Here is a 25182-nt window from a genome sequence, read left to right as displayed (position 1 = left end):
CTAATGTTTATTAATAATAATAATTGACTAGGTTTGATCAACGCGCAAGGATCATCTGGTGGCAGGGAGCCACACCAAGTTTGCGGAAAACCCGCGATCCGTTTTTTGGGAGGAAAACGCATGACGATATCTCGTCGCACTCTGCTTATTTCATCGGCCGCCGCTGCAGCATCGCTGATGGCGTCGCGCGCCTTTGCCGCCGTGCCGCCGCTGGCCAAGAAAGACACCTACAAGGTCGGCTTCGCCCAGACCGAATCGAACAACCCATGGCGCCTGGCCCAGACTGCTTCGATGCAGGACGAAGCCAAGAAGCGCGGCTGGCAACTGGTCTATACCGATGCCGCCGGCTCTGCCGCCAAGCAGGTTTCCGACGTCAATTCGATGATCGCCCAAGGCGTTGACCTTATCTTCCTCGCTCCACGCGAAGAAGTTCCACTGATCCCGGCCATCATGGCCGCAAAGGGCGCAGGCATTCCCGTAATCCTGCTGGACCGCAACGTCGATCAGTCGCTTGCCAAGGCCGGCGAAGACTACGTGTGCTTCATCGGCTCGAACTTCATCGAAGAGGGTCAGCGCGTCGGCGACTGGCTGGTCGCCAATGCCAATGGCAAGACCAACATCATTGAGCTCGAAGGCACCACCGGTTCGTCCCCCGCCAATGATCGCAAGAAGGGCTTTGACGACGTCATCGCGGCCAATCCCGACTTCAAGATCCTGGCCAGCCAGACCGGCGACTTCAACCGCGACCTTGGTCGCCAGGTTGCCGAAACCCTGCTGCAGGCGCATCCGGAAGCCAATGTCATCTATGCCCACAACGACGAAATGGCCATCGGCGCCATCTCAGCTGTCGAAGCGGCTGGCAAGGTTCCTGGCACCGATGTGCTGATCCTCTCCATCGACGGCGGCAAGGAAGCCGTCGGCTTGGTTGTCGAGGGCAAGATCGCTGCCGTGGTCGAGTGCAATCCGCGCTTTGGCCCCAAAGCTTTTGACACCGCCGTGGCCTATGCCAATGGCGAGACCATTGCACCGATGATCATCAATCCCGATCAGTTCTACGACGCCACCAACGCCAAGGAACTGCTCCCGACCGCTTACTAAGAGGTCCTCCAGAGGCCCCTTCGGCCCATACTCCCGGGCCGAAGGGGCTTTTTTCTGGCTTTGATTCGTCCACTGGACGCACTTGAATTCTGCGTCGCTTCGAACGATGCTGAACTAAAAAAGGTAGCAAGGATGGGTGAGGATCTGCTGCTCGCAATGGCGGGCGTGGACAAGCGCTTTGCCGGCATTCCTGCATTGATCGGCGCCAGTTTCGAGGTGCGCCGGGGCGAAGTGCATGCGCTGATCGGTCAGAATGGCGCTGGTAAATCTACCCTGATCAAGGTGCTGACCGGCTATCATAAAAAGGATGCAGGCAGCGTCAGCTTCGATGGCAAGCCATTCGAGGTCACCTCGCCGCAGCAGGCCCAGGCCAGCGGCATTTCCACGATTTATCAGGAAATCAACCTCGTCCCCTATCGCTCGATTACCGAGAATATCTGTCTGGGTCGCGAAAAGCGGCGCTTTGGCCTGCTCGATTGGGGCGCCATGCATGCCGAGGCCGAACGGCTGCTCGCCCGTTTCAACATCAAGGCCGATGTTCGCCGCCCAGTGATGGAATTCTCTACCGCAACCCAGCAGATGGTCGCCATCGCCCGTGCCATTGGTTTTGACGCCAAGCTGGTGATAATGGACGAACCAACCTCGTCGCTGGACGAGCGCGAAGTCGGTGTTTTGTTCGACGTCATTCGCCAGCTCAAGGCCGAGGGTGTCTCGGTAGTTTTCGTCAGCCACAAGCTCGACGAGCTTTATGCCGTCTGTGATCGAGTAACCATCATGCGTGATGGCCGCACGGTGCGGGTTGCCGAGATCAGCGGCATCGGCAAGCTCGACCTCGTGTCCTCCATGCTGGGCCGCGAGATTGCCCGCGTCGAAGGCCACGCCACGGCCTTTACCGATCGTGACCCGGCCAAGCTGGGCGAGACGCTGTTTGCGGCCGAGCACCTCAGCGCCGGCAGCGCGGTGCGCGATGTCAGCTTCTCGATCCGCCGCGGCGAAATCGCCGGCTTTGCCGGCCTGCTGGGCGCCGGTCGCACCGAAACCGCCCGCCTCGCCTTTGCCGCCGACAAGCGCAGCGGTGGCACCATGACGCTGGGTGGGGCGCCGTATGATCCGGCCAGCCCTATCGACGCCATTGCCGCCGGTCTCGGCTTCTGCACTGAAGACCGCAAGGCCGAGGGCATCGTTCCCGATATGAGCGTTGCCGAAAACATGATGCTGGCGCTAATGCCCAAGCTGGCCAAATCCGGCATCATCGATGAGGCCCGCCAACGCGTCGTCGTCGAAAAATTCATCAAGGCCCTGTCGATCAAATGCTCCGGCCCAAACCAGAAGATCCGCGAGCTCTCCGGTGGCAACCAGCAGAAAGTACTGCTCGGCCGCTGGCTAGCCACCGAACCGCGGCTGCTCATTCTGGACGAACCCACCCGCGGCATCGATGTCGGCGCCAAGGGCGAAATCCAGGCGCTGATCAAGTCGCTGGCCGATGACGGTCTCGCCGTCCTGATGATCTCGTCCGAGCTCGAAGAAGTCATCGAGGGCGCCGACCGCGTTTTCGTGCTGCGCGAAGGGCTGACCGTGTCGGAGATGACCCGTGCCGAGGCCAGTGAAGATGCGATCATGGCCGCCATGGCCGAAGGTAGCCCGGAGGCCGCACGATGACCGACGCGACCCGCGCCACCGTCATCGAACGACGGCCGATCAACCCGTTCGACCTGCTGGCCCGCTACGGCACTGTCATTGCGCTGGTGCTGCTGATCGTCTTCAACCTGATCTTCACCACCAATTTCGCCACGCTGCAGACGCTCAACGTCAACCTGACCCAGGTTTGTACCATCGTCATCGTCGCCGTAGGCATGACGCTGGTCATCGCCACCGGCGGCATCGACCTCTCGGTCGGCTCGTTGATGTCGATTTCTGGTGCTCTGGCGCCGATGGTGTTCATGAGCAAGCTGTTTCCCATCGGCAATATTTATCTCGCCGTGGCGCTGGCCATCATCATCGCCGTCGGCGTGGCGACCTTGCTGGGCCTGTTCAACGGCTGGCTGATCGCCCGTTTCCGTATCCAGCCGATCATTGCCACACTGGTGCTGTTCATCGCCGGCCGCGGCATCGCCCAAGTGATGACCAATGGACAGTTGCAGACCTTCAAGGTCCCCGAATTCCAGTTCATCGGCCTTGGCCGCGTGTTGGGCATTCCGTTCCAGGTCATCGTTATGCTGGTACTGGTAATCATTGCCGCCTGGGTGATCCGCAAAACGGTATTCGGCCGCCAGATTCTCGCCATCGGCGGCAACGAAAAAGCCTCGGGCCTTTCCGGCATTGCGGTGAAAAAAGTCAAGCTGGTCGTCTATGCCGTTTCCGGTTTCTGCGCCGGCATTGCCGGGCTGGTGGTCATCGCCATCAATTCGGCCAGCGACGCCAATCTCGTCGGCCTCGGTATGGAGCTTGACGCCATCGCGGCAGTTGCCGTCGGCGGCACGCTGCTCAGTGGTGGCCGCGCGTCGATCATCGGCACCCTGCTCGGAGCTCTGACCATCCAACTGGTGCGCTATACGCTACTCGCCAATGGCGTCCCGGACTCCGTGGCGCAGGTGGCGCAGGCCGTCATCATCATTGCCGCCGTCTGGGTGCAGCAGCAGGGACGCAGCGCATGACCCGCATTCACCTCGCCCGCATGGTGGGCTCCTATGGAGTGCTCATCGCACTCGCCCTGCTGATCCTCTTTGGCTACCTTCGCTATGAGAATTTTCTCGGCCTGTTCAATATCATGAGCGTGCTTCGCTACAATTCGATGTTCGCCCTGGTGGCGCTGGGCATGTGCTTCGTCATCATGACCGGCGGGATCGATCTTTCGGTCGGCACGGTCGCCGCGCTGGGCAGTGTCGCCGCCGCCTATGCCAGCCCTTACGGACCAGTTGCGGGTGTGGTTGCAGGCGTGGCTGTCGGCCTTGTGGTCGGGCTGATCAATGCAGTGATGATCACCCGCATGCACATCATGCCATTCATCGCCACCCTCGCCTCGATGCTCGCCGCCAGCGGGACCGCGCTCCTGTTGGCGAACAACCGCTCGGTGCCGGTGTCTTACCAATCCGGCTTCACCGAACTCGGCCAGGGCAATTTCATCGGTCTGCCGATCCCGGCGATCATTGCCACGATCGCCTTTATCCTCGGGTGGCTGGTGTTGAACTACACGGCGACCGGCCGCGGGGTGCTCGCGGTGGGTGGTAGCGAGGAATCGGCCAAGCTGATGGGTCTTCCCGCCGATCGCATCAAGACACTTGCCTATGTTGCCAGCGGGGGGCTGGCGGGCCTTGCTGGAGTTGTCCTCGCCGCCCAGTTCGGCGCCGGCCAGCCTATCGAGGGTGTGGGCTGGGAACTGTTTGCCATCGCCTCGGTGGTGGTCGGCGGCACGCTGCTGACCGGCGGGGTCGGGTCCGTTGGCGCCACACTGGCGGGCGTGCTGCTGCTCGGCATCCTGTTCACGGTGCTGAATTTCGAGAATGGCCTGGGCTGGATATCGCTCTCCGCCTATTGGCAATCAGTAATCCGCGGGGCGTTCCTGCTGGTGGTCGTCATTCTTCAAGCCCGGCTGGTTGCGGGCGAGACTACTAGAACCTAATCGAAGGAAAACCTCTTATGACCGATCCAGTCCTCTCCATCGAAAACGATCACGCCACCCTTATGCAGGATGGCATTGTGGGACACAAAGCCGCCTTCTCCCGGGAATGGGCCGAGGCAATGCGCGAAGACATGATGAAGGCGTTTTGGGCCGCGATCCAGCGGCCGGGCGGCGCCGTCGGTCGGGGCCCGCGCCGCTGGTATGTGGAAATCCATCCCGAAGAATTTGGCGGCTTTGTCGAACTGACGACCCATCCCTGGGTGGTGGGCATGTGCCGCGCGGTGCTGGGCGACGACTATCAGATCGTTGAAATCGGCTTTGACACACCCTTCCAAGGGGCGATGAACCAGCCCTGGCATCGCGATTTTCCGTCGCCACCGGACACCTACAACGACAAGCGCCTGACCTCGCTGGCCTTCAACCTGACCGGCGTCGATGTCACCCCTGACATGGGCCCGTTCGAATGTGCCCCTGGCACGCAATATGACGATGGCCGCAGCTGGAAACACGAGATGTTCCCGGAGAAGGATTCCTGGGATCGCTACACCGAGCGGGCACTGCGCAAGCATCCGCAGCTTGGCGACATCTCCTGCCGCTCGGCGCTGATGATGCATCGTGGGACGCGGCACGACTCGCCGATCGCCCGGCCGGTGCTGGTGCTCGGGGTCGATTCACCCGGCGCCGGACATGCCGAACTGCACGACATGATGGTCACCCAGCAATATCATGACGCCCTGCCGCCGATTGTCCGTGATCACCTGGTTTGCCGGGTTGCCGACGAACTCGTGCCGGTCACACAAAAGCACGATATCGAAGGCCTGGTCATGGGCACCGAATAGCAAAACAAAAAGGGCCGCGCTTGGGCGCGACCCTCTAACTGCTGGTCTGGGAAAAGCGGCTTAGCTCACGCGCACCCGGACCATCTGATACGAATACGGCGGCAAGTTTACCGACAGTTTGCTGCCGACGATCTTGGCATCGTCGCCCTTGCGTGGCGCCACTTTATCCTGCTCGTTGGCCGTATTGACGGCCTTGAGGTCGGGATTGGTCATCACTTGCTGGTCGATCACAACACCGCCTGTAAAGCCCTGCAGGTCGACCTCGGTCTCAATGCTTTCGCTCGTATGCCGATTGACCAGGAAGAATGTCAGTGTGCCATCGTCGGCCTGAACACCCGCCACGTCGACAAACGGCGTTTCAGCGGCATGCGTCGTTGCATAGGCTGGCGAATTGACCTGTAGCTGCAGGGCGGTGCCGCGGCCAAACACAGAGGCGAAGTAATAGGGGTAGTAGATGGTCTGCGCCCAAGCCGGGCCGCCTTTTTCGGTCATGATCGGGGCAATGACGTTCACCAGCTGGGCGATGCAGGCGATCTTCACAACGTCCGAGCGACGGATGAAGGTGTTGAGGATCAACCCCACCATCAGCACGTCTTCGAAATTGTAGATGTCTTCGAGCAGTCCCGGCGCATGCGGCCAGCCACTGTTGCCTTCGAGGATCTCGCGATCCTTCTTGTTGGAATGGTACCAGACGTTCCATTCGTCAAAGCAGATGTAGACATCGCGCTTCGACTTGCGCTTGGCCTTGACCTGCTTGATGGTCGAGGCAACGGTCTCAATATAGGTGTCGAGTTTCTCCGCCAGACCGAGGAAATTGGGCGTGTTGTCGTCCCTATTGGCGAAGTACATATGCAGCGAGATGTAGTTGACCTCGTCATAGGTGTGCTCGAGGACGATCCGTTCCCAGTCGGGATAGCTGGCCATGTCCGGGTTGGATGAACCGCAGACGATCAGCTCCAGAGACTTGTCAAACATGCGCATGGCACGCGCTGTATTGGCGGCGAGCTTGCCGTATTCGGTCGCGTCTTTCTGGCCGACTTGCCACGGCCCGTCCATCTCGTTGCCCAGGCACCACAACTTAACGTTGAAAGGTTCCTTGCGGCCATTCTTGATCCGTAGGTCGGACCAATAGGAGCCGCCGGGATGATTGACGTATTCCAGAAAATTGCGCGCCTCGTCGACGCCGCGCGAGCCGAGATTGACGGCCAGCATCATCTCCGTGCCAACGGTGGCGCACCAGTCGGCAAATTCGTGGATGCCGACGGCGTTGCTCTCCGAGGTATGCCAGGCGAGGTCCAGACGAACCGGGCGCTGTTCACGCGGGCCGACGCCATCTTCCCAATTGTAGGCTGAAACGAAATTGCCGCCGGGATAGCGCACGACTGGAACATTGAGCTTCTTGACGAGGTCAACGACATCGCCACGCATGCCATTTTCATCTGCCGTCGGATGATCAGGCTCGTAGATGCCTTCATAGATCGCCCGCCCCAAGTGCTCCAGAAAAGCGCCATAAACGCGGCCATCAATCTTGGAAATCGTAAAGTCTTTGTTCGCGATAACCGTCGACTTCATCGCGGCCTCCCTTTTTCATCCGGTTTCCGGATTTGTATCATGAATTCGGTAATAACGATGACGTTCGACGGGTGCAAGAGTGTCGCGCGCCATTTTTCACACGGACGCCCCTGTTGGGGCCATTCACGGGACTATCCGGCTAACGCGCCGTTTGCAGGCGCAAGATGATGTCCTGGTCGTAATTTCCGAAACCTCGGCCAAAAATATTGATGCCTCCGGGATGCAGTGCATCCTCCTTCACCGCAATTCGTAGCCGTATCGACCGGTGATTGGCCAGGTCCAGATCGACCAGCGATACCGGCGAAATCTTCATGCCGTCTACATAGGTGCCGTCCGTCGTCACACGCCAGCTCTTGAGCTTGCCATATTGGCTGCCCTTTAGCTTCCACCAGTTAGGCGTATAGACGCCGCGCTTGTCGCCGTAGTCGCCGGTCGACATCCAGGTGCCAATCTCGGTGCCATTGACCGATAGTGTGATGTCGCTAGGCCAATCTGCCGAGGTTCCAGGCACTTCCGAGCTTAACTCCATCGAGAATTCCATCACCTCGATGGTGTTTTGCGCAAGCTTGGCATTGTTGGGAAACTGGTATTCCACAAAGCCGCGCGTGAACCATATAAGGCCGGTCTTCATGCGTCCTGGGTCGAGAAACGTGTCTGGAACGTCCAGCAATCCAATGATGCCGTCCACCGAACACAGACCGCATGGCGCCGACACCTCGCAGCTTGTGTAAAGTCCGAGCGGCATTGCCACTTCGATCACGTTCGAGCGCGGTTTAATGTCTTCCTTGAACATCACCAGCACCTCGTCGAAGGTGGAATGGCAAATCTTCTGGTTACCCTTGCGGGCCTTTTGCGTCTCGGTGCGGATCAGTCCGGCGCTCTCGAGAATCTGCAAATTCGTCGATACGGTCGATTGCGGCAGCCCCAGTCGCGCCGCGATGTCGTTGCCGTTCATCGGCCCCTCGACATGCAACAGCTTCAGCATCTTGATGCGGATGGATGACGCTAGCCCCTTAAGCACCGCGATGCCATCTTCAGGGTCGATAACCAAAAAATTGCGGCTCATGGCATCCCAAATTCAAGACCTGGGCGAAGTGTGTATCAAAAGTTCTGATGTAATCAAGTCGGCAGCCCCGTTGTTGTATCGATTGAGCTCCCTCTTGGAACGAGGGTTCCGGGCAGAAACACCGTCTTGCTGCCCAGCTCGCCGATGCCCGCCAACTCGCCTAAGGCGCGTTCTGCCATCTCGACAAAAGGCAGCGTGATGCTGGTTATCTCCTGGAATTTCGCAAATTCGCGATCGTCATAGCCGACGAGCGCCAAATCTTGCGGCACGCGCAATCCGGCGTCGCGTGCTGCCGCCAACACCCCTCGTATGATGATGTCGTTCTGCCCAAAGATCGCGTCTGGGGGTTGGTCGAGAGCAAACAGTTCGCGCGCCGCCCGGTAGCCGGAGACATGGCCCCAATCGCTCACTCCCTCATAGGTCTTGCCCAGATTGAGGCCCGCTTTGTTGAGCGTGCGGCGATAGCCGGCCAGTCGCTCCCTGCTGGCAAATTGCCAAGGATCGCCGGTTATGGTGGCAATGCGCCGACGGCCGATGTCGACCAGATGCTGCGTTGCAACAGCGCCCCCATGACGTTCTGCCGGCAGCACGGCAAAGCCGGAGCTGTCCTCGCGCCGGCAATTCAGCATCACGTGCCTAAAGCTGCCAAGCGCTTCGGGCGGCTCAGCTATGGCCGAAAAGCTGCTGGCATATACGACGCCCTGCACCCCGAATCGGGCAAAGTTGTCGAGTGCCGCCAGCTCCCGGTCGGGGATGCCATCCGAGACCTGGATGATGATCTGAACGCCCTGACCATTGGCCCAACTCTGTAGCCCGTAGATGAGATCGATCGGGTAGGCTGAGGAAATTTCATTGATCAGGACGCCAAACAGCCGCTTGTTTTCCTGGCCTAAATTCTCAAGCCTGGGGCCGGGGTCGTAGCCGAGCTCGCGGGCGATATTGAGCACGCGTTGGCGCGTTGCCGGGGCTATTCGCATTCCAGGAATCTGGTTGAGGATCAGCGAAACTGCAGTGCGCGAGACATTCGCAGCCCGCGCGATATCGACCATTTTCACCCGATTTTTCACGTCGCCTCCCTGTCGCCATCCTTGACAAGATAGCGCACCTGCCTCAGCTTGCTAAACAAATTTAGCAAGCCGGCCTTCAGAGAGCTGGTCACTGAACCGGAGGAACCATGACCAACATCCAAGCCACAACCACGCTTGCGCCCGATCCGCAATTCCAGCGCGACAACTGGATCGATCTGTGCGGCTCATGGGGCTTCGCTCATGACGACGGCGATACAGGTATCGGCCAAAACTGGTGGCAGCGGCCGGACATTTTCGATCGCCAGATCGTGGTGCCGTTTCCTCCCGAAAGCGAGCTTTCGGGGCTGCGCGAAACCGGATTTCACCCGGTCATCTGGTATCGCAGGACGTTTTCCGCGCCAAGTGTGCAGTCCGGCGAGAGGCTGCTGCTCAATTTTGGTGCCGTGGATTATGCGGCGACGGTGTGGGTCAACGGCCAGTGCGTCGGCAATCATGAGGGCGGCCATGTGCCATTCTCGCTCGACGTCACGCACGCTCTTGGCGAAGGCGATCAGGTGGTGGTGGTCCGCGCCGAGGACCAGCCTCAGGATGTCCGCATGCCCCGTGGCAAGCAGGACTGGCTCGAAGCGCCGCACTCCATCTGGTATCACCGCACCAGCGGCATATGGCAGCCGGTGTGGCTCAGCGTCGTACCTGCCCTGCACCTGACCGATCTGCATTTTGTGCCCGATCTGGCGCATCATCGTGTGAGTTGCGAAGTCCGCCTCAACACCGTGCCGACGGCTCCGGTGTCGTTGACCGTCAAGCTCAGCGCTCAGGGCAAGCTTTTGGCCCAGCAGACCATGGTGTTGACCGAGGCCGAGCTGCGCTTTGACATTGCCGTGCCGCAACTCGAAAACGGCGTGCATCGCGATTACCTGCTGTGGACCCCCGAGCGTCCCAACCTCGTAGACGTAGAAGTCGTGCTCAATGGCGAGCGGCCGGACCATGTGAAGTCCTATCTCGGCCTGCGCAGCGTCGGCGTCGGTGCCCAGCGCTTCCTGCTCAATGGCCTGCCCTATTACCTGCGCATGGTGCTTGGCCAAAACTACTGGCCGGAATCCCATCTAGCGGCCCCGAGCCCCGAGGCGCTGAAGCGAGAAGTCGAACTCATCAAGGAAATGGGCTTCAACGGCGTCCGCATTCACCAGAAGATCGAAGACCCGCGCTTCCTCTATTGGTGCGATGTGCTGGGCCTTATCGTCTGGGAAGAAATGCCCAGCGCCTATGGTTTTTCCAGCTCCGCCATCGAGCGACTGTCCAAGGAATGGATGGCGGCCATCCGGCGCGACAAGAGCCATCCCTGCATCGTTGCCTGGGTGCCTTTGAACGAAAGCTGGGGCGTCTCGCAGATCTCCGACCGCCCCGACCAGGCCCATTATGCCAGCGCGCTATATCACCTGACCAAGGCGCTCGACACCAGCCGCCCCGTTATCTCCAACGATGGCTGGGAACTGGTGGAAAGCGACATCTGGTCGGTGCACGACTACGCTCCAGACGGCGCCGGCCTATCGAGCCGTTTCCATGAAACGGCCGATATCGAGGCAATGCTGAAGGGCATGGGACCGGCACGCCGCCGTATCGTGCTCGGCGGTCGCGAGTTGGGCGATGCGCCGGTGATGCTGACCGAGTTCGGCGGCCTCAGCTACCTGCCCAAGCAGGGCGAAAAGTGGCACGGCTATTCCACGGTCAATGACCCCGCCGACTTCGAAGACCGGCTGCGCGATATCTTCACCGCTATCGCTGCCATGCCTCATGTGGCGGGCTATTGCTACACTCAGGTCACGGACACAGAGCAGGAAGTTAACGGCTTGCTAACTGCCGGCCGTGAGCCGAAACTGCCATTCAAGACACTGCGCGACATCACCACCCTTCCCGCCGCATCGGTGCCCCACGAGCAGGTCGACAACGCCCGCCGCAAGGCCCGGCAAGCGGCGGACGACGCGGAGCCGATCGACTGATCGGCGCCTATCAAAATGCGTCTCGGACGACATTTGTGATATTTATCCGGTTTTGTGATACTATTTCGCCTAATGGGATTGACGTCCAAGCCTTCCATCTGAAAAATACTACAAATGACTGCGAGCCGGGGTTTTGGCCCTGAGCTCGCAGCAAGTGGCGCCCAAAGCGCCCCGGGAGAGGAAATTTATGTCGGATATCGTCCTCAAAGAGGTCAGCAAGTCCTTTGGCGCGGTTAGCGTATTGGACAAGGTGTCCATGCATATCCAGTCGGGCGAGTTCATTGTTTTCCTTGGCCCCTCGGGCTGCGGTAAGTCCACCCTGCTGCGCATGATCGCCGGCCTCGAAGACGTCACCGAGGGCGAAATCCATTTGGGTGGTCGTCGCGTCGACCAGTTGCCGCCTAATGAGCGTGGCGTCGCGATGGTGTTCCAGAATTACGCGCTCTACCCGCATATGACGGTACGCGATAACATGTCGTTCGGCCTGCAGAACGTCGGCACGCCCAAGCCCGAAATCATCCGCCGCGTCGACGATGCAGCACGCATGCTGGAAATCACGCAGTTGCTGGAGCGCAAACCGGCGCAGCTGTCCGGCGGCCAGCGCCAGCGTGTCGCCATCGGGCGTGCTATCGTTCGCGATCCAAAGGCCTTCCTGCTGGATGAGCCCCTGTCCAACCTCGACGCGGGCCTTCGCGTCCGCACCCGGCTCGAGCTGGCGCAGCTTCACAATCGCATCAAGGCGACGATGATTTTTGTGACCCACGACCAGACCGAGGCCATGACTCTGGCCACGCGCATCGTGGTGATGAACAACCGCCGCATCGAGCAGATCGGTACGCCGATGGAAATCTACTCCCGCCCGGCCACGCGTTTTGTGGCGAGCTTTGTCGGATCGCCCGCAATGAGTTTCCTGCCGGTGACTACCGTGAGCGATGTCGGCGGCAAGGCTGCCTTCAGCTTTGCCGGGCAAAAGCCGGTAACGACCTCGGTACCCTTCGTGGGCCTTCCCAACAGCAACCTCACCTTCGGCATCCGGGCCGAGGCGGCGCATATCGATCCCAACGGCGACATCGAAGGCGTCGCTGACGTGGTCGAGCGCCTGGGAGAGCGCAGTCTCATTTATACCCGCCTTGCCGACGGCTCGACACTCGTGGCCGAGGACAATGGCGTTAGCAGCGTGCAGGCCGGGGAACCTGTCCGCATTGCGATCGATGGTCAGGCAGCCATGGTGTTCGACGAGGCCGGCACAGCCTATCACGCCGCCGCCTGAACCGCGGTCAGGATACGATTTCGAAGCCTCGCGCCAAAGCGCGGCTTCTTGAAGAATCAGAGCCGTCAAACGGTCTTCTGAAAAAAGGCGCGTTCGCTTCGCCAGTGCAACGCAAGTCCTGAGGAATGGCGCTGGGGTTTACCCCAAGGGAGGATAACGTGAAGAATCTTTTCAAGATCGCAATGCTGTCGACTGTAGCCTTGCTCTCGGTGGGCGGTGTGCAGGCGAAGGAAGACGTCGTCTGGTGGGATTTCCTCAGCGGCGGCGACGGCGTGCGCATGAAGGCCCTGATCGAGCAGTTCAACACCGAACACGCCGACACGATCGAAATCCAGCCGACGACGCTGGAATGGGGTACCCCCTTCTACACCAAGGTGCAGACCTCGGCCGCCATCGGCGAAGGTCCAGACGTCATGACCTACCATCTGTCGCGCGTGCCGCTTGGCGTGCAGTCGGGTGCATTGGCTGAAATCAGCACAACCGATCTGGCGGGCGTCGGCCTTGGGCCTGACACGTTCGCCCCTGCCAACTGGGAAGCTGGCCAGAGCGACGGCAAGCAGTATGCCGTGCCGTTCGATATCCACTCGATCATTCTCTATTACAACAAGGACAAGCTGGCTGAAGCTGGTCTGCTTGGTGCCGATGGCCTGCCCACCGGCCTCGACGGCGCCGACAACTTCACTGCTGCCCTAGAAAAACTGAAAGGCGGCTCGGAATATGCCCTGTCGCTGCAGACCTCGGGCGATGGCACCCCATGGCGCGTGTTCTACTCGCTGTTCGGCCAACAGGACGGCGTGTTCCTCGGAGACGACGGCACGTTCTTCCCAGACGAGAGCATCCCGAAGGCAGTCAAGGCTGTCGAAACCATGGCTGGCTGGGTTTCGGGTGGCTATGCGCCGGCCCTGACCGAATATGAAGGCTCGGTTGCTCTGTTTACCTCGGGCGCCGCCGCTTTCCACATCAATGGCGTGTGGGAAGTTCCCACCATGACCGACCTTGCTGCAAAGGGTGAACTCGGGTTCGAATGGGGTGCTATCGCAATCCCAACCTTCTTCGATCACCCGGCGACCTGGGCTGACTCGCATGGCTTTGCCATTCCGAACAATGTCGGCAAGGAAATGACGCCTGAGAAGAAGGCCGCCGTTCTCGAAGTCATCTCCTGGATGAACAAGAACTCTCTCGCATGGGCGAGTGCCGGCCATATCCCGGCCTATACCCCAACGCGCGAAAGCGAAGCGTTCAAGACCATGCAGCCTAATGCCACCTATTCGATCCTGGCCGATACTGCCGTGTTCGATCCGAAGTCGACGCTGGCTGGCGTTGCCTCCCCCGTTTACGACGCGGTGGCCAACTACATCAGCCCGGCGATGAATGGTGAACTCGAGCCACAGGCCGCCATCGAAGAGATGAAGGCCGACCTGCAGGACCAGGCCGACTAAATCTGAACGACCGGTCCGGCGGCTTTTGTCGCCGGACCCCTTTTGTTTAAAGGCCGGAACACAATGATCAGAGACCAACGCCGAGAGTGGGTAGCCGCCTATCTTCTCATTTTGCCCTTCGTGCTGATCTATGGCGTGCTGTTCCTGTGGCCGACAGTGCAAATGGTCTATCTCAGCTTCACCGATGCGCCCCTGATCGGGCCCGGCAAGTGGATCGGCATTGAGAATTACGTCGAGATGTTCGACGACCGCCGCTTCTGGACCTCGGTTCGCAACACCGGCTATTTCGTAGCGCTGACGGTGATCCCCAATACTCTGATCGGGCTGGCCATCGCCATGATGGTTTCCCGGCTCAAGGGCTGGCAGCAGAGCGTCATCCTCGCGATGTTCTTCCTGCCCTATATTCTGCCGGTGTCGGTGGTCTATCGCATCTGGAACTGGATGTTCGACCTGCAGTTCGGCATCATGCAACACCCGATTGCCCTTATTCTGGGAAAGCCCACCCCGGTGTTCCGCACCCAGTGGCTGTTCATGCCGTCCGTCGCTTTTGTCACCATCTGGTGGACCTGCGGCTTCAATATCCTGCTGTTCCTGTCTGGCCTGCGCTCGATTTCGACCGACATCTACGAGGCCGCGGCGCTGGACAATGCCAGCCGCTGGACCATTTTCCGCCGCATTACCTGGCCCCTGATCTGGCCGGTGACGGCGCTGGTGCTGACCATTCAGCTCATCCTGCAACTCAAGATTTTCGACCAGGTCTATCTGTTCGTACAGGGCGGGCGCCCGGACCCGTCGATGGTGATGGTGCAATATATCTACAGCCAGGCCTTCCAGAAGAACGAGGGGGGCTACGCGGCAGCAATTTCCGTCGCGCTGTTTGTCATCGTCATCGTCGTCTCCTTGCTGCAGTTCCAGTTTCTTCGTGCCCGAGGTGAAAAATGAGCATCGCTGATAGCCGCAATCCGGCATTGGGTGCTGCAGGCACAACGACCACTTCGCGCAAGCTCAGGGCGTTCGATATCGGCGGCCTGATCCTGACGCTGATCACACTGGTCTTTGCCATACTTTGGGCCTTCCCGATCTATTGGGGCGTCATTACCTCGCTGAAGCCCGAATCCCAGGTCATCTCCAAGACCGTGGAATTCCTGCCGCGGACCTGGACCATCGAGGCCTATTGGGAGGTCTTCGCCAACACCATGATCGGCCGTTGGTATGTCAACTCGCTGGTGACCTCGCTTGGCGTCACCGCCATCACTCTGGTGACCAGCGCGCTGACCGCCTACGCCCTGTCCCAGCTCAGGTTCCCCGGCCGCACTGTGCTTTGGTACCTGATCCTCGCCAGCTTCATGGTTCCGCTGACCGCCCTGATCGTCAACCATTTCATCCTGATGGCGCAGCTATCGCTGATCAACACCTGGATGGGCGTAATCCTGCCACAGCTCATCCACCCCGTGGTGATCATCGTCTACAAGAACTTCTTTGACTCCGTACCCAAGGAGTATCGGGAAGCAGCAAAGATGGATTCCGCCAGCGAATGGCGCATCTTCAGCCGCATCTACCTGCCGATGAACTGGGGCGTCACCACGGCCCTCGCCATCGTCACCTTCATTGGCGCCTGGAATGCATTCCTCTGGCCATTCCTCGCCGTGTCCAAACCCGAGATGATGAACGTGGCCGTCGGCATCACCCAGGTCAACGACGCCTTCGGCGTGCACTACGCCCGCGAACTCGCAGCAGCCATATTGGCGGCGCTGCTGGTGGCAGTGCTGTATCTGATTTTTCAACGCCGCGTAACGCAGGCCATAATGCTGTCAGCCGGGGTGAAAGGCTGACACGGAGATAGTGGGTTTAGTCGGGGGCGTCCTGGACCTAGCGATCATCCGGTCTGGCTAGCTCACGACGACGACTGTGAGGTGCTTCTTTCGCCATCAAATGTTCCGCAGCCGATTATAGCCGGGCGCCCGGCGAGATGAAAGTCCGTACTACCGTCTCCAAGATCGGCGTAGTCGATATCAACGCGGGAAGCTCTGCGAGATCCGCGGAATCGCCTTGGTCTTGCTCGTCAATCTTTAGAAGCAAATGGCCAGCAGCCGTGGGCTGCTGGCCGGATTGTCTGCTTAGTAGTCGAACTGCTTGGCCAGGGTCAGCTTGAAGGTGCGGCCCTTGGAGCGGTCCATCGACAGGTTCTCGCGGTAGTCGGTGTCGAAGATGTTCTCGATGGAGAACTGTGCTTCCAGCCCCTTGAACTGGCCTTGCTCCGGCTTCCAGCTTGCGAACACGTCAGCGGTGGCCCAACCGCCCGGCTTGCCAGACGCTGGAGTCGTGGCAACTGCCACTATCGGGTCGGCAGACAGCGTGACCTTGACGCCGAACTCGAGATTTTGCTCGGGCAACCGGCCCCCCAGCGTAGCAACGATCTTGTCCTGCGGCAGCGTGTCCAGCGGGTCGCCGACGTTGCGGGTATTCGAGGCATTGGTCGCCGCGCTGCCACCAGTACCCGTAAACCCCTGGGTGTATTCGCCGCGTGTGAACGTATAGGCCAGCCGCGCAAACATCTGCTCGGCTTCATACGAGGCTTCAAGCTCGAGGCCCCAGAGTCTCATGCCCGCGATGTTGACGAAGTACGGTGCATTGGCGCTGCTCGGGTTGGAGCGGATGCCGTCGGTGATGTTGTTGTAAAACCCGGTAGCCTTGAGGCCCAACGAGTCACCCTCAGCCAGCAAATCATAGCCCCTGGTGCCGAAACCAAGCTCGAAGTTGTCCGATGATTCCTTGCGCAGGTTCAAGTTGGCCGTCCGTGTGCCCGAGTACTGGAACATTTCGTCCAGAGTGGGCATGCGCTCAGTGTGAGCGACCGAGCCGAACACATTGAGACTGTCATTGAACGCGCAGATGGCGGCCAGCTTGGGCGAGAAAGCCCATTGGCTATTTGGCGTAGTGGTCACTAGGGCCGCGCCGGGCACCAGGTTGGAATAGTCGACGCGGGCGCCGGCCGTGACGGTCAATGCGTCATTGATCGTGTGTTCGGACTGCGCGAAGACGCCGACATTGGTCGAGGTACCTTCAGGATGGGTGGTGATGACGCCGCCGCCGACCGGTGCTGCGGTTCGAACCTGATAGCTCGCCTGCACGCCATAGGTCAGGAAATTCTCCCAGCCTTCGCCGCCAAACTCCGAGGTGTTCTGCGCATTGAACTGTGTCGTGCCGTAACCATAGTCGGCAGCGCCGATGGAGCCGACCGGGACAGTCGGATTGCGCTGGGCAACGGTAGTGTCGGAATAGGAAAGCTGGACATTGAGATCAAGCATAGGATTCTCGATGGCAGGATTTTCGTAGCTCAGCAGGGCCGTCTTGTCGGTCACGGCGCGATCGATCTTCCCGAAATCAGACACTGTGCCGGTCTGTGCATAGTCCTGCTTTTTCGCATCGGTGCTCCACTGCTGGTACGACAGGCGCACCACCTGCTCGTCGTCAAGATGCATGGTCCCCTTGACAAGGCCCGACCAGGCCGCAAATTCGGAGCCCGGCAACGTGCCGCCGCCCGCCAGCGTCTGGACAGCGGACTGGCGCAGGTTGCCAGTCGCAAGAATCTCGAAGGTCTCGTTGATCTGGTGCGCAACGATCGCTGAAATCAGCGTGCCATTGCCGTTGGAGTTGTAGCTGCCCTTGACGCGGATCGCGCCGGTCTGGCCTTCGCGAATGAAATCGGAAGCATCTTTGGTAGTAAAGTTGATGACGCCAGCCATGGCGCCAGCCCCGTACAGGGTGGACGACGCGGGTCCACGCAGCACCTCGACCTGCTTGTACAGCTCCGGGTCCGAGAAGAACGAGCCCATGCGGTACTGTTCATAGAACTTCTTGGCACCATCGACGGTGATCGCGATGCGGGCTTCGTCGCCGGAGGTTTCAGCTGCGCCGATACCGCGGATGTTGAAGGATTCGCCAAGGACGCGCTCGGAGCCGACCATGGTCACGCCGGGAATGTCGTCGAAGATTTCGCCGGTGCTGGATGCCTGCTTCTGATCGATGTCTCCCTGGCTGACAACGGTCACAGCTTGCGGCGTATCGATAGCCACCTTGGGCGCACCTGCACCGATCACCAGACGCTCCAGCAGCGTCACATTCTTTGTGTTCACCTTGGATTGCGCTGCAGCCCCCTGCAACGCAATCGCTCCTAGCGCAACGCCGCACATCAGTGTGACAGCGCGTGACCGTACCAGCCCCATTTTAAACTCCAGTTTCTTTGTTTTTAGCTGCTGGCTGGCGGATGGCTGGCTTGCTGTAAATAGCGCCTGAAACATGACATTTTAGATCACCTATTGCGCTGAGTAAATAACCTGGTTATGGAAGTCAAGTTATATGCATTCCGGACGCAGGCTGAAAACTGCCCTCTATGAGTATGATCTAAAAGGATTATTTATGCCCGTTGCCGAAGAGCCTTCGCGTCCCGAGCGCACTGATGGTGACCGCAAAACTATTGCGAGCACTGAACTTTTCGACGGACAGACCGAAGTTCTCATCCTGCACAACGGCGAACAGTACCGCCTGCGGGTCACCCGCCAAGACAAGCTCATTCTGACCAAATAGGGTTCCCAATTGACCGAAACCGCAGCCAAGACCGCTGAAGATATCCGCAACCTGCGTGCCCTGCATCCCGAGATGCGGGAACGCGATTTCGCCCGCATTCACGCCATCTCGGAAGCCCATCTCGTGGCCGCCGAAGTGGGTCGCACGGCCATTTTCCTGAAGCCGGACGTCGGTCTGCTGCTCAACGGATTGAGCGCTGTCGGCGAGATCATGGCGCTGACCCGCAACGAAAGCGCCGTGCACGAAAAGATTGGCCCTTATGAAAAGGTCGTCATCGGCCCGATGGCATCAATGGTGCTGGGCGAGCAGATCGACCTGCGCGTTTTCCCATCGAAGTGGGCCTTTGGTTTTGCTGTGGAAAAGACTGGCGAAGATGGCGCCGTGCGCCGCTCGCTGCAGTTTTTCGATGCGCAGGGCCAGGCCGTACACAAGGTGCACGCGCGTCCTGCGACCAATCTCGAAGCCTGGTCGGCTCTGGTGACCAACCTCCGCCACGCCGAACAGACTGACACCATCGTCACCACGCCGCGGTTCGCAGTTCCCGGCTTGGGCGAGCCGGCCGACGTCGCCAGCCTCCGCGAGCAGTGGCAGGCGCTGACAGACACGCACCAGTTTTTCGGCATGCTGAAGAAGCTCAACCTGCACCGCCTCAACGCGCTTGAAATGGTCGGCGAAGACTTCGCTTGGCAGCTTGACTCGACCGCTGTGGAGCAGATGTTCACCGCCGTAGCGGGCACCGACCTGCCGATCATGGCGTTTGTCGGCAATCACGGCTGCATCCAGATTCACGCCGGCCCGATCACCAATATCAAGCCGATGGGCCCTTGGCTCAACGTGATGGATGACACCTTCCACCTGCACTTGCGGCTCGATCATATTGCTGCGGTGTGGGCCGTGCGCAAGCCGACCAGCGACGGTCACATCACCTCAGTGGAAGTCTATGACGGCAATCGCGAGCTGATCATCCAGTTCTTCGGCAAGCGCCAAGAGGGCAACGATGAGCGCGCCGGTTGGCGCACCGCCGTCGAGCAGCTTCCGTTGCACAACCAATCCAACGCGGCCTGAGGTCACCATGTACGTTTTCAATTCCCGTCGCCTCGCTGGCGTGGCTCTGCTGACGCTGTCACTTGGCCTGTCGAGCGCCATGGCGCAGGAGCTCAAGCCGTTCGCAGACACATCGCGCCTGGTGTCGATCGGTGGCTCGATCACTGAAATCATCTTTGCGCTCGGCGAAGAGGGCAAGCTGGTCGCGCGTGACCAGACAGCGCTCTACCCCGAGGCTGTCATGAAGCTTCCCGATGTCGGCTACATGCGCCAGCTGGCGCCCGAGGGCGTGCTGTCAGTCAGCCCGTCGGCATTGCTGGTCATCGAAGGCAGCGGTCCGCCCGAGGCATTGGAAGTTCTCAGCCATGCCGGTGTCGAGTACCAGACCGTGCCCGAGAGCTATTCCGCTGCAGGCGTGGTGGAAAAAATTCGGGCCGTGGGCCAGGCCCTCGGTGTCGCCGACAAGGCCGAAGCTCTGGCGCTCGAAACCGAGCAGCAGTTTGCCGATCTGGCAGCCCGCACTGATACCGTAACCGAGCCCAAGCGCGTGCTGTTCATCCTGTCGGCCGAAGGCGGCAAGATCCAGGCTTCCGGCACGGGCACCGCTGCCGACGGCATCATCGCTCTGGCCGGTGGGGTCAATGCCATCGACGAATACGCCGGCTACAAGGCGCTGACCGAGGAAGCCATCATCGACGCCGCTCCCGACGTCATCCTGATGATGGATCGCGGCGGCGACCACGGCGCCAGCGATGCCGATCTCAAGGCGAATCCGGCCATCGCACTGACCCCCGCCGGCCAGAACGATGCGTTTTACCGCATCGAGGGCGCTTACCTGCTGGGCTTTGGCCCGCGCACGGCGGCCGCTGCTGGCGAAGTCGCCGACCTGCTGTACGGCGCAAACTAAGGAACGCGACGATGGCGAGTGTAGTGACCATGCTCGAGCACAAAAGCGCGTCGGCCGATCTGGCTGCGGGTGATCGCAGCAATCTGGGGCGCCTCGCCATCGTCGTCCTGTCCGTGCTGCTGCTGATCATGATGGCTGTGTCGATGACCACCGGAGCATCTGGCGCCTCGGCATGGACCATCGTCGCCGGCTGGTTTGGCGCCGTGCCCGACCATGCCGAGCAGGCACTGCGCGACCATGCGGTGATCTACAATATCCGCCTGCCACGCATGCTGCTTGGCGTGCTGGTCGGCGCCGCGCTAGCGGTTTCCGGCCTGCTGATGCAGGGCCTGTTCCGCAATCCCCTCGCCGATCCCGGTCTCGTTGGCGTGTCGGCTGGTGCGGGCCTCGGCGCGGTCAGCATCATTGTTCTCGGCACCACCATGCTGGCTCCAGTGACGGCGCTGCTGGGCATTTACACCCTGCAGATCGCCTCGTTTGCCGGCGGGCTGATCACGACCTTCCTGCTCTATCGTGTCGCCACGCGCAGCGGGCAGACCGCTATCGCCACCATGCTGCTGGCCGGCATCGCCATTGCAGCCCTTGCCGGCGCGGTTACCGGCGTGCTGGTTTATGTGGCGACCGACAGCCAGTTGCGCGACCTGACATTCTGGAGCTTGGGCTCTCTTTCGGGCGCAAACTGGACCAAGATGGCGGCATCCGGCCCGATCATTATCGCCTCGCTGATTGCCGCCGGCTTTCTGGCCAACGGGCTCAATGCCCTCACCCTGGGTGAAGCGACCGCCGCGCATCTCGGCGTGCCGGTGCAACGGTTCAAGCTGCTGACCATCGTGGCCGTGGCCGGCGCCACCGGCGCCTCGGTGGCTGTCAGCGGCGGCATCGGCTTTGTCGGCATCGTCGTGCCGCATCTGCTGCGCCTGATCATCGGGCCAAACCATCGTTACCTGCTGCCGGCGACTGCCCTGCTGGGCGCCTCCTTCCTGCTGATGGCCGATGCGATCAGCCGGTTGATCGTGGCGCCGGCCGAGCTGCCCATCGGCATCATCACCGCGGCGTTCGGCGGCCCGTTTTTTCTCTGGATCCTGCTGCGCAAGCGCGCGGCCTTTGCGTGGTGAAGTCATGATTGAGGTTAGCGAACTTTCGGTCAGCCTGAGCAATCGCCGCATTCTGCACGACGTCTCCTTCTCGGCGGCGGCGGGTGCCATCACGGCAGTCATCGGTCCCAACGGCTCGGGCAAATCGACGCTGATGAAGGCGATCTGCCGCGACAATGCCTATACCGGCAGCGTCAGCATCAACGGCCGCGACCTGACCACGATGACACCCATCGAGGCCGCCGCCCTGCGCGCCGTACTGCCGCAATCCAGCAGCCTGCCATTCCCCTTCACGGTCTACGAAGTGGTCGCCATGGGCTTGACCGCCGGCCGCTCCGGCGTGCCGCTGAGCATGAACAAGCGGCTGCCCGAAATGGCGCTTGCCGCTGTCGATCTCGCCGGTTTCGGCGGACGCTATTATGGCGAGATTTCAGGCGGTGAGCAGCAGCGCGTGCAACTGGCGCGGGTGCTCTGCCAAGTCTGGACCCCGGTTCTCGACGGCGCGCCGCGCTACCTGTTCCTCGACGAGCCAGTCTCCAGCCTCGACGTCAAGCATCAGTTGATGATCATGGATGTGGCGCACCGCTTTGCCGATGCCGGCGGCGGCGTCATCGCCATCCTGCACGACCTAAACCTCGCGGCAATGTATGCCGACAGCATCGTTGCGCTGCGCGAGGGCGAGGTCGCCGGATACGGCACGCCTGCACAGGTGCTGACCGACGATATCATTGCCGAGGTATTCGACTGCCGCCTCAGCGTTGGCGCCACGCCGCCCCCCGGCATGCCTTTTGTACTTCCCCAATCCGCCGGTCGCCACAGCGCGCCCGCCCATTTCACCAAGGTTGCCTGATGACCAATCGCCCCATTGCCGCCCTGCTGGGCCTCGCCATGCTCGTGTCGCCCGTTGTTGCGCAGGAAACTGCGACACCCTCGTTCGCGCTTGAGCTCAATGCGCTGCAATCGACCGAAACGGGCTGCCGCGTCAGCTTTCTCGCCACCAACCAGTTGGGCGGCCAACTGGATCGGGCGGCGGTGGAACTGGCGCTGTTCGATACCGGGGGCGCCATCGATCGCATCGTCACGCTCGACTTCAAAAACCTGAGCAACGGCAAGACCAAGGTGCTGCAGTTCCAGCTCACAGGCCTCCAATGCGACAGCCTCGGTCGCGTGCTGGTCAATGACATCAGCGCCTGCGAAGGCGAGATCACGCCTCCAACAATCTGCCTCGATGCGCTCAAGACCAGCACGCGCCTCGACATCGTGTTTGGCGTCTAAGCATGGAAACCTCCGCGCATAGCTTTTCGATGCTGGCCCTGTTTCTACAGGCCGACTGGATCGTAAAGTCCATCATGATCGGCCTGCTGCTGGCCTCGATCTGGTGCTGGGCGATCATTGCCAACCGCGTCTCGACCTATGCCAAGGCCCGCCGCGACATGGCAGCCTTCGATCGCGCCTTTGCCTCGGGCAAGCCGCTGGCCGAGCTGCGCGGCGACTATGCCGGAACCGACGCCAGCGGGCTTTCCGCGGTGTTCTTGGCCGCCATGGACGAATGGGACAAAAGCCATGCCCAACAGGCGGCGACCTCCGGCGGGCTGCAAAGCCGGCTTGAGATTGCGCTGGACCTCGCCGTCAACGAACAAAGTGCCGAGCTGGAAAAACGCCTCGGCGTCCTCGCGACCATCGGCAGCGCAGGTCCCTTTATCGGCCTGTTTGGCACTGTTTGGGGCATCATGAATGCCTTCACCGCCATTGCCTCAGCTGAAAACACTAGCTTGGCCGTAGTGGCACCGGGCATTGCCGAGGCCCTGCTGGCAACGGCGCTGGGCTTGCTTGCCGCAATCCCCGCCGTGATTGCCTACAACAAGCTCAACGCCGATGCCGGCAAGCTGATTGGCCGGCTTGAAGCCTTTGCCGACCGGCTGGTCGCCATGTTGTCACGCCAGCTCGACGCAGGAAAAGCCTGATGGCCATGTCAATAGGCGGCGCCAAGGGCGGCCGGCGTCGCGGCCGGGCCCGCAAGGCCGCGATCAGCGATATCAACGTCACCCCGATGGTCGACGTCATGCTGGTGCTGCTGATCGTGTTCATGGTGGCAGCGCCGCTGATGACCATGGGTGTGCCGGTCGACCTGCCGCAAACCCAGGCGCAGGCGATGCCGTTCGAGCGCAAGCCAATCACTGTCACCGTGACGCCGGACGGCGCTATTTCCATAGATGGTGACGCGGTGACGTTGCCGACGCTGGTGTCCTCGGTCGAGGCTCTTGCAGTCAAAGGCACCGACGAGCGGATCTACGTGCGCGGTGACGCGACCGCCGCCTATGGCGCCATCATGGAAGTCATGGGAGCTCTTTCCGCTGCCGGATATGGCCAGATCGGTCTCATCACTGAGCGGCAGTCGAGCCCCTAATGCGTCGCGCTCTTCCAGGATCTTTATTGGTGCATGCGGCAGTGCTCGGCGTTGCTCTGGTCGGCTTTGCCTGGCCGGAGGCCGAGGACGCGCCCGCCGCTGAAGCTGTCAGCGTCAGCATCGTCACCATGGCCTCGGTTTCGGCCAATGCCACCAAAGTCGTGCAGAGCGATTCGACGGCCAATCTGGTGTCCTCCGGCTCCGTAGCATCGACGCCGGTACTCGATCCGGTCGAATCTGAAACCGTCGAGCCCATTACCGAGGCCGTTGAGGCGGTAGAACCCGAGACCCAGCAGCCGGTCAGCGAAACCGCCGTCGATCCCCTGCCGCCCGAGACCGCCGAGCCGGCCGAAACACCGCCGCCGCCGGAGGTGGTCGAGCCGCAGCCCGAGGCGGCAACGCCAGTCGAGACCACAACCGAAGTTGCGGCCCTGAGTTCGACGGCCGTCAGCACCCTGACCAGCCAGCCGGTCGCTGCGACACCGTCCGAGCCGCTTGAGCCCGTTAGCAGCGAAGACGTGAAAATGGCGCCGGTTCCCCAGACCTTGAGCCGGCCGCGCACCAGCACGCCGACCTATCCAAAGGCACAGCCGAAGCCACAACCCCAGCAACAAGCCCCGCGCCAGGCTGCCACTCCACCGCCCAGCACCGCCGGCAATGGCGGCGCCAACGATGCCGACGCGGCAGCCTCTGCCGGCAGCAACGCGCAGCAGGTCGGCTCCGGAAATGGCGGCGATGCCGAAGTCGCCAAATATCCCAGCGATGTGCTGCGCAAGCTGCGCCGGGCCCTGCGCAGCAATAGCGGCCCACGCGGCGAAGTCGTCGTGCGGTTCACCGTCCTCGCCAATGGCCAGGTCACCGACCTTGGCATCGGCCGATCATCAGGCAACGGTGCAGTCGATCAAGCCGGCCTCGCGACCGTCAGCCGCGCCGCCCCCTTCCCCGTCATTCCAAGCGCCGCCAATCGATCGTCATGGACGTTCGATGTGCCCTTGGCATTCGGCGGCTAGCGCGGGCCGCTTTCTAGGAAACGCCGCAGGAGCTGCGCTACCTGGGCGAGCGGAATTTGAGGGTTTGGCGGGTAGGGAGGGATTCGAACCCCCGGAACGCTTTCACGTTCGCCGGTTTTCAAGACCGGAGCAATCAACCGCTCTGCCACCTACCCGTCGATTGAGCGTTTAGCGATAGTGTGCCGGGCTGTCCAGCCCGACG

General features: G+C 61.0%; 23 protein-coding genes and 1 tRNA gene. 19 read left to right on the top strand and 5 right to left on the bottom strand.

The window, feature by feature from the left end:
- Positions 1–120 precede the first annotated feature (120 nt).
- From WH91_RS14340 to WH91_RS14320, 5 genes are all read left to right on the top strand, one after another.
- Positions 121–1098 (top strand): ABC transporter substrate-binding protein, encoded by a 978-nt coding sequence (locus tag WH91_RS14340; protein ID WP_046171683.1) that lies wholly within the window; start codon positions 121–123, stop codon positions 1096–1098.
- Between the two features lie 132 nt (positions 1099–1230).
- Positions 1231–2757 (top strand): sugar ABC transporter ATP-binding protein, encoded by a 1527-nt coding sequence (locus WH91_RS14335; RefSeq protein ID WP_046171682.1) that lies wholly within the window; start codon positions 1231–1233, stop codon positions 2755–2757.
- A complete protein-coding gene (locus WH91_RS14330) occupies positions 2754–3752 on the top strand; it encodes an ABC transporter permease (RefSeq protein WP_046171681.1) in 999 nt (332 codons plus the stop codon). The genes WH91_RS14335 and WH91_RS14330 overlap by 4 nt, the downstream gene beginning before the upstream one ends.
- A complete protein-coding gene (locus WH91_RS14325) occupies positions 3749–4717 on the top strand; it encodes an ABC transporter permease (RefSeq protein WP_046171680.1) in 969 nt (322 codons plus the stop codon). The genes WH91_RS14330 and WH91_RS14325 overlap by 4 nt, the downstream gene beginning before the upstream one ends.
- A gap of 17 nt (positions 4718–4734) precedes the next feature.
- A complete protein-coding gene (locus tag WH91_RS14320; protein WP_046171679.1) occupies positions 4735–5556 on the top strand; it encodes a phytanoyl-CoA dioxygenase family protein in 822 nt (273 codons plus the stop codon).
- Positions 5557–5616: 60 nt separating this feature from the next.
- Here WH91_RS14320 and arfA read toward each other — a convergent pair whose 3' ends face one another.
- The 3 genes from arfA to WH91_RS14305 form a co-directional block, all read right to left on the bottom strand.
- The gene (arfA, locus tag WH91_RS14315; RefSeq protein ID WP_046171678.1) at positions 5617–7128 is read right to left on the bottom strand and encodes an arabinosylfuranosidase ArfA; all 1512 of its coding nucleotides are present in this window, start codon (positions 7126–7128) and stop codon (positions 5617–5619) included.
- Between the two features lie 139 nt (positions 7129–7267).
- Entirely contained in the window at positions 7268–8194 is a 927-nt protein-coding gene (locus tag WH91_RS14310; protein WP_046171677.1) for an ArsR/SmtB family transcription factor, read from the bottom strand.
- Between the two features lie 53 nt (positions 8195–8247).
- On the bottom strand, positions 8248–9261 hold the full coding sequence (locus WH91_RS14305; RefSeq protein ID WP_143078014.1) for a LacI family DNA-binding transcriptional regulator: 1014 nt from the start codon (positions 9259–9261) through the stop codon (positions 8248–8250).
- Positions 9262–9368: 107 nt separating this feature from the next.
- On the opposite strand from WH91_RS14305, the gene WH91_RS14300 reads away from it, so the two are divergent.
- The 5 genes from WH91_RS14300 to WH91_RS14280 all read left to right on the top strand — a co-directional run bounded on the left by WH91_RS14300 (position 9369) and on the right by WH91_RS14280 (position 15763).
- Positions 9369–11222 carry a glycoside hydrolase family 2 protein gene (locus WH91_RS14300; protein WP_046171675.1) on the top strand — a complete coding sequence of 618 codons (1854 nt, stop codon included), beginning with the start codon at positions 9369–9371 and terminating at the stop codon, positions 11220–11222.
- Positions 11223–11409: 187 nt separating this feature from the next.
- Positions 11410–12492, top strand: coding sequence for an ABC transporter ATP-binding protein (locus tag WH91_RS14295; RefSeq protein WP_046171674.1), 1083 nt, complete (start codon positions 11410–11412; stop codon positions 12490–12492).
- Between the two features lie 158 nt (positions 12493–12650).
- The gene (locus WH91_RS14290) at positions 12651–13931 is read left to right on the top strand and encodes a type 2 periplasmic-binding domain-containing protein (protein WP_046171673.1); all 1281 of its coding nucleotides are present in this window, start codon (positions 12651–12653) and stop codon (positions 13929–13931) included.
- 63 nt (positions 13932–13994) lie between these two features.
- On the top strand, positions 13995–14873 hold the full coding sequence (locus WH91_RS14285; protein ID WP_046171672.1) for a carbohydrate ABC transporter permease: 879 nt from the start codon (positions 13995–13997) through the stop codon (positions 14871–14873).
- Positions 14870–15763 carry a carbohydrate ABC transporter permease gene (locus tag WH91_RS14280; RefSeq protein ID WP_082102180.1) on the top strand — a complete coding sequence of 298 codons (894 nt, stop codon included), beginning with the start codon at positions 14870–14872 and terminating at the stop codon, positions 15761–15763. The genes WH91_RS14285 and WH91_RS14280 overlap by 4 nt, the downstream gene beginning before the upstream one ends.
- Positions 15764–16048: 285 nt before the next feature.
- Here the strand turns inward: WH91_RS14280 and WH91_RS14275 are convergent, their stop codons facing one another.
- On the bottom strand, positions 16049–18067 hold the full coding sequence (locus WH91_RS14275) for a TonB-dependent receptor domain-containing protein (RefSeq protein ID WP_199533526.1): 2019 nt from the start codon (positions 18065–18067) through the stop codon (positions 16049–16051).
- Between the two features lie 283 nt (positions 18068–18350).
- Between WH91_RS14275 and hemP the strand changes: the two genes are divergently transcribed.
- The 9 genes from hemP to WH91_RS14235 are packed head-to-tail and all read left to right on the top strand — an operon-like array spanning position 18351 to position 24980.
- Positions 18351–18518 (top strand): hemin uptake protein HemP, encoded by a 168-nt coding sequence (gene hemP / locus WH91_RS23540; protein ID WP_074797252.1) that lies wholly within the window; start codon positions 18351–18353, stop codon positions 18516–18518.
- A gap of 9 nt (positions 18519–18527) precedes the next feature.
- Entirely contained in the window at positions 18528–19583 is a 1056-nt protein-coding gene (locus WH91_RS14270) for a hemin-degrading factor (RefSeq protein WP_046171670.1), read from the top strand.
- A 7-nt stretch (positions 19584–19590) separates the two neighbouring features.
- The gene (locus WH91_RS14265; RefSeq protein WP_046171669.1) at positions 19591–20469 is read left to right on the top strand and encodes a heme/hemin ABC transporter substrate-binding protein; all 879 of its coding nucleotides are present in this window, start codon (positions 19591–19593) and stop codon (positions 20467–20469) included.
- Between the two features lie 11 nt (positions 20470–20480).
- The gene (locus tag WH91_RS14260) at positions 20481–21584 is read left to right on the top strand and encodes a FecCD family ABC transporter permease (RefSeq protein ID WP_143078015.1); all 1104 of its coding nucleotides are present in this window, start codon (positions 20481–20483) and stop codon (positions 21582–21584) included.
- Between the two features lie 4 nt (positions 21585–21588).
- On the top strand, positions 21589–22413 hold the full coding sequence (locus WH91_RS14255; protein WP_046171668.1) for a heme ABC transporter ATP-binding protein: 825 nt from the start codon (positions 21589–21591) through the stop codon (positions 22411–22413).
- Entirely contained in the window at positions 22413–22838 is a 426-nt protein-coding gene (locus WH91_RS14250) for a hypothetical protein (protein WP_046171667.1), read from the top strand. Before WH91_RS14255 ends, WH91_RS14250 begins: the two co-directional genes overlap by 1 nt.
- Before the next feature lie 2 nt (positions 22839–22840).
- On the top strand, positions 22841–23527 hold the full coding sequence (gene tolQ / locus WH91_RS14245) for a protein TolQ (protein ID WP_046171666.1): 687 nt from the start codon (positions 22841–22843) through the stop codon (positions 23525–23527).
- Complete coding sequence (locus tag WH91_RS14240) at positions 23527–23970, top strand: ExbD/TolR family protein (RefSeq protein WP_046171665.1); 444 nt, start codon at positions 23527–23529, stop codon at positions 23968–23970. Before tolQ ends, WH91_RS14240 begins: the two co-directional genes overlap by 1 nt.
- Positions 23971–23999: 29 nt before the next feature.
- Positions 24000–24980, top strand: coding sequence for an energy transducer TonB family protein (locus WH91_RS14235; protein ID WP_244542312.1), 981 nt, complete (start codon positions 24000–24002; stop codon positions 24978–24980).
- 65 nt (positions 24981–25045) lie between these two features.
- On the opposite strand, the gene WH91_RS14230 is transcribed toward WH91_RS14235, so the two are convergent.
- Positions 25046–25135 (bottom strand) — tRNA-Ser (locus WH91_RS14230).
- Between the last annotated feature and the right edge of the window lie 47 nt (positions 25136–25182).

The organism is Devosia psychrophila, from assembly GCF_000971275.1.
In the GTDB taxonomy this organism is placed as follows: domain Bacteria; phylum Pseudomonadota; class Alphaproteobacteria; order Rhizobiales; family Devosiaceae; genus Devosia; species Devosia psychrophila.
The sequence above is the reverse complement of the archived record's forward strand: the minus strand, read 5'-3'. Positions and strand labels throughout refer to the sequence as shown.

What these genes read in the sequence shown, in the direction of transcription:
- WH91_RS14340 (WP_046171683.1), top strand. Translation starts at nt 121, where the DNA reads ATGACGATATCTCGTCGCACTCTGCTTATTTCATCGGCCGCCGCTGCA.
- WH91_RS14335 (WP_046171682.1), top strand. Translation starts at nt 1,231, where the DNA reads ATGGGTGAGGATCTGCTGCTCGCAATGGCGGGCGTGGACAAGCGCTTT.
- WH91_RS14330 (WP_046171681.1), top strand. Translation starts at nt 2,754, where the DNA reads ATGACCGACGCGACCCGCGCCACCGTCATCGAACGACGGCCGATCAAC.
- WH91_RS14325 (WP_046171680.1), top strand. Translation starts at nt 3,749, where the DNA reads ATGACCCGCATTCACCTCGCCCGCATGGTGGGCTCCTATGGAGTGCTC.
- WH91_RS14320 (WP_046171679.1), top strand. Translation starts at nt 4,735, where the DNA reads ATGACCGATCCAGTCCTCTCCATCGAAAACGATCACGCCACCCTTATG.
- arfA (WP_046171678.1), bottom strand. Translation starts at nt 7,128, where the DNA reads ATGAAGTCGACGGTTATCGCGAACAAAGACTTTACGATTTCCAAGATT.
- WH91_RS14310 (WP_046171677.1), bottom strand. Translation starts at nt 8,194, where the DNA reads ATGAGCCGCAATTTTTTGGTTATCGACCCTGAAGATGGCATCGCGGTG.
- WH91_RS14300 (WP_046171675.1), top strand. Translation starts at nt 9,369, where the DNA reads ATGACCAACATCCAAGCCACAACCACGCTTGCGCCCGATCCGCAATTC.
- WH91_RS14295 (WP_046171674.1), top strand. Translation starts at nt 11,410, where the DNA reads ATGTCGGATATCGTCCTCAAAGAGGTCAGCAAGTCCTTTGGCGCGGTT.
- WH91_RS14285 (WP_046171672.1), top strand. Translation starts at nt 13,995, where the DNA reads ATGATCAGAGACCAACGCCGAGAGTGGGTAGCCGCCTATCTTCTCATT.
- WH91_RS14280 (WP_082102180.1), top strand. Translation starts at nt 14,870, where the DNA reads ATGAGCATCGCTGATAGCCGCAATCCGGCATTGGGTGCTGCAGGCACA.
- hemP (WP_074797252.1), top strand. Translation starts at nt 18,351, where the DNA reads ATGCCCGTTGCCGAAGAGCCTTCGCGTCCCGAGCGCACTGATGGTGAC.
- WH91_RS14265 (WP_046171669.1), top strand. Translation starts at nt 19,591, where the DNA reads ATGTACGTTTTCAATTCCCGTCGCCTCGCTGGCGTGGCTCTGCTGACG.
- WH91_RS14260 (WP_143078015.1), top strand. Translation starts at nt 20,481, where the DNA reads ATGGCGAGTGTAGTGACCATGCTCGAGCACAAAAGCGCGTCGGCCGAT.
- WH91_RS14255 (WP_046171668.1), top strand. Translation starts at nt 21,589, where the DNA reads ATGATTGAGGTTAGCGAACTTTCGGTCAGCCTGAGCAATCGCCGCATT.
- WH91_RS14250 (WP_046171667.1), top strand. Translation starts at nt 22,413, where the DNA reads ATGACCAATCGCCCCATTGCCGCCCTGCTGGGCCTCGCCATGCTCGTG.
- tolQ (WP_046171666.1), top strand. Translation starts at nt 22,841, where the DNA reads ATGGAAACCTCCGCGCATAGCTTTTCGATGCTGGCCCTGTTTCTACAG.
- WH91_RS14240 (WP_046171665.1), top strand. Translation starts at nt 23,527, where the DNA reads ATGGCCATGTCAATAGGCGGCGCCAAGGGCGGCCGGCGTCGCGGCCGG.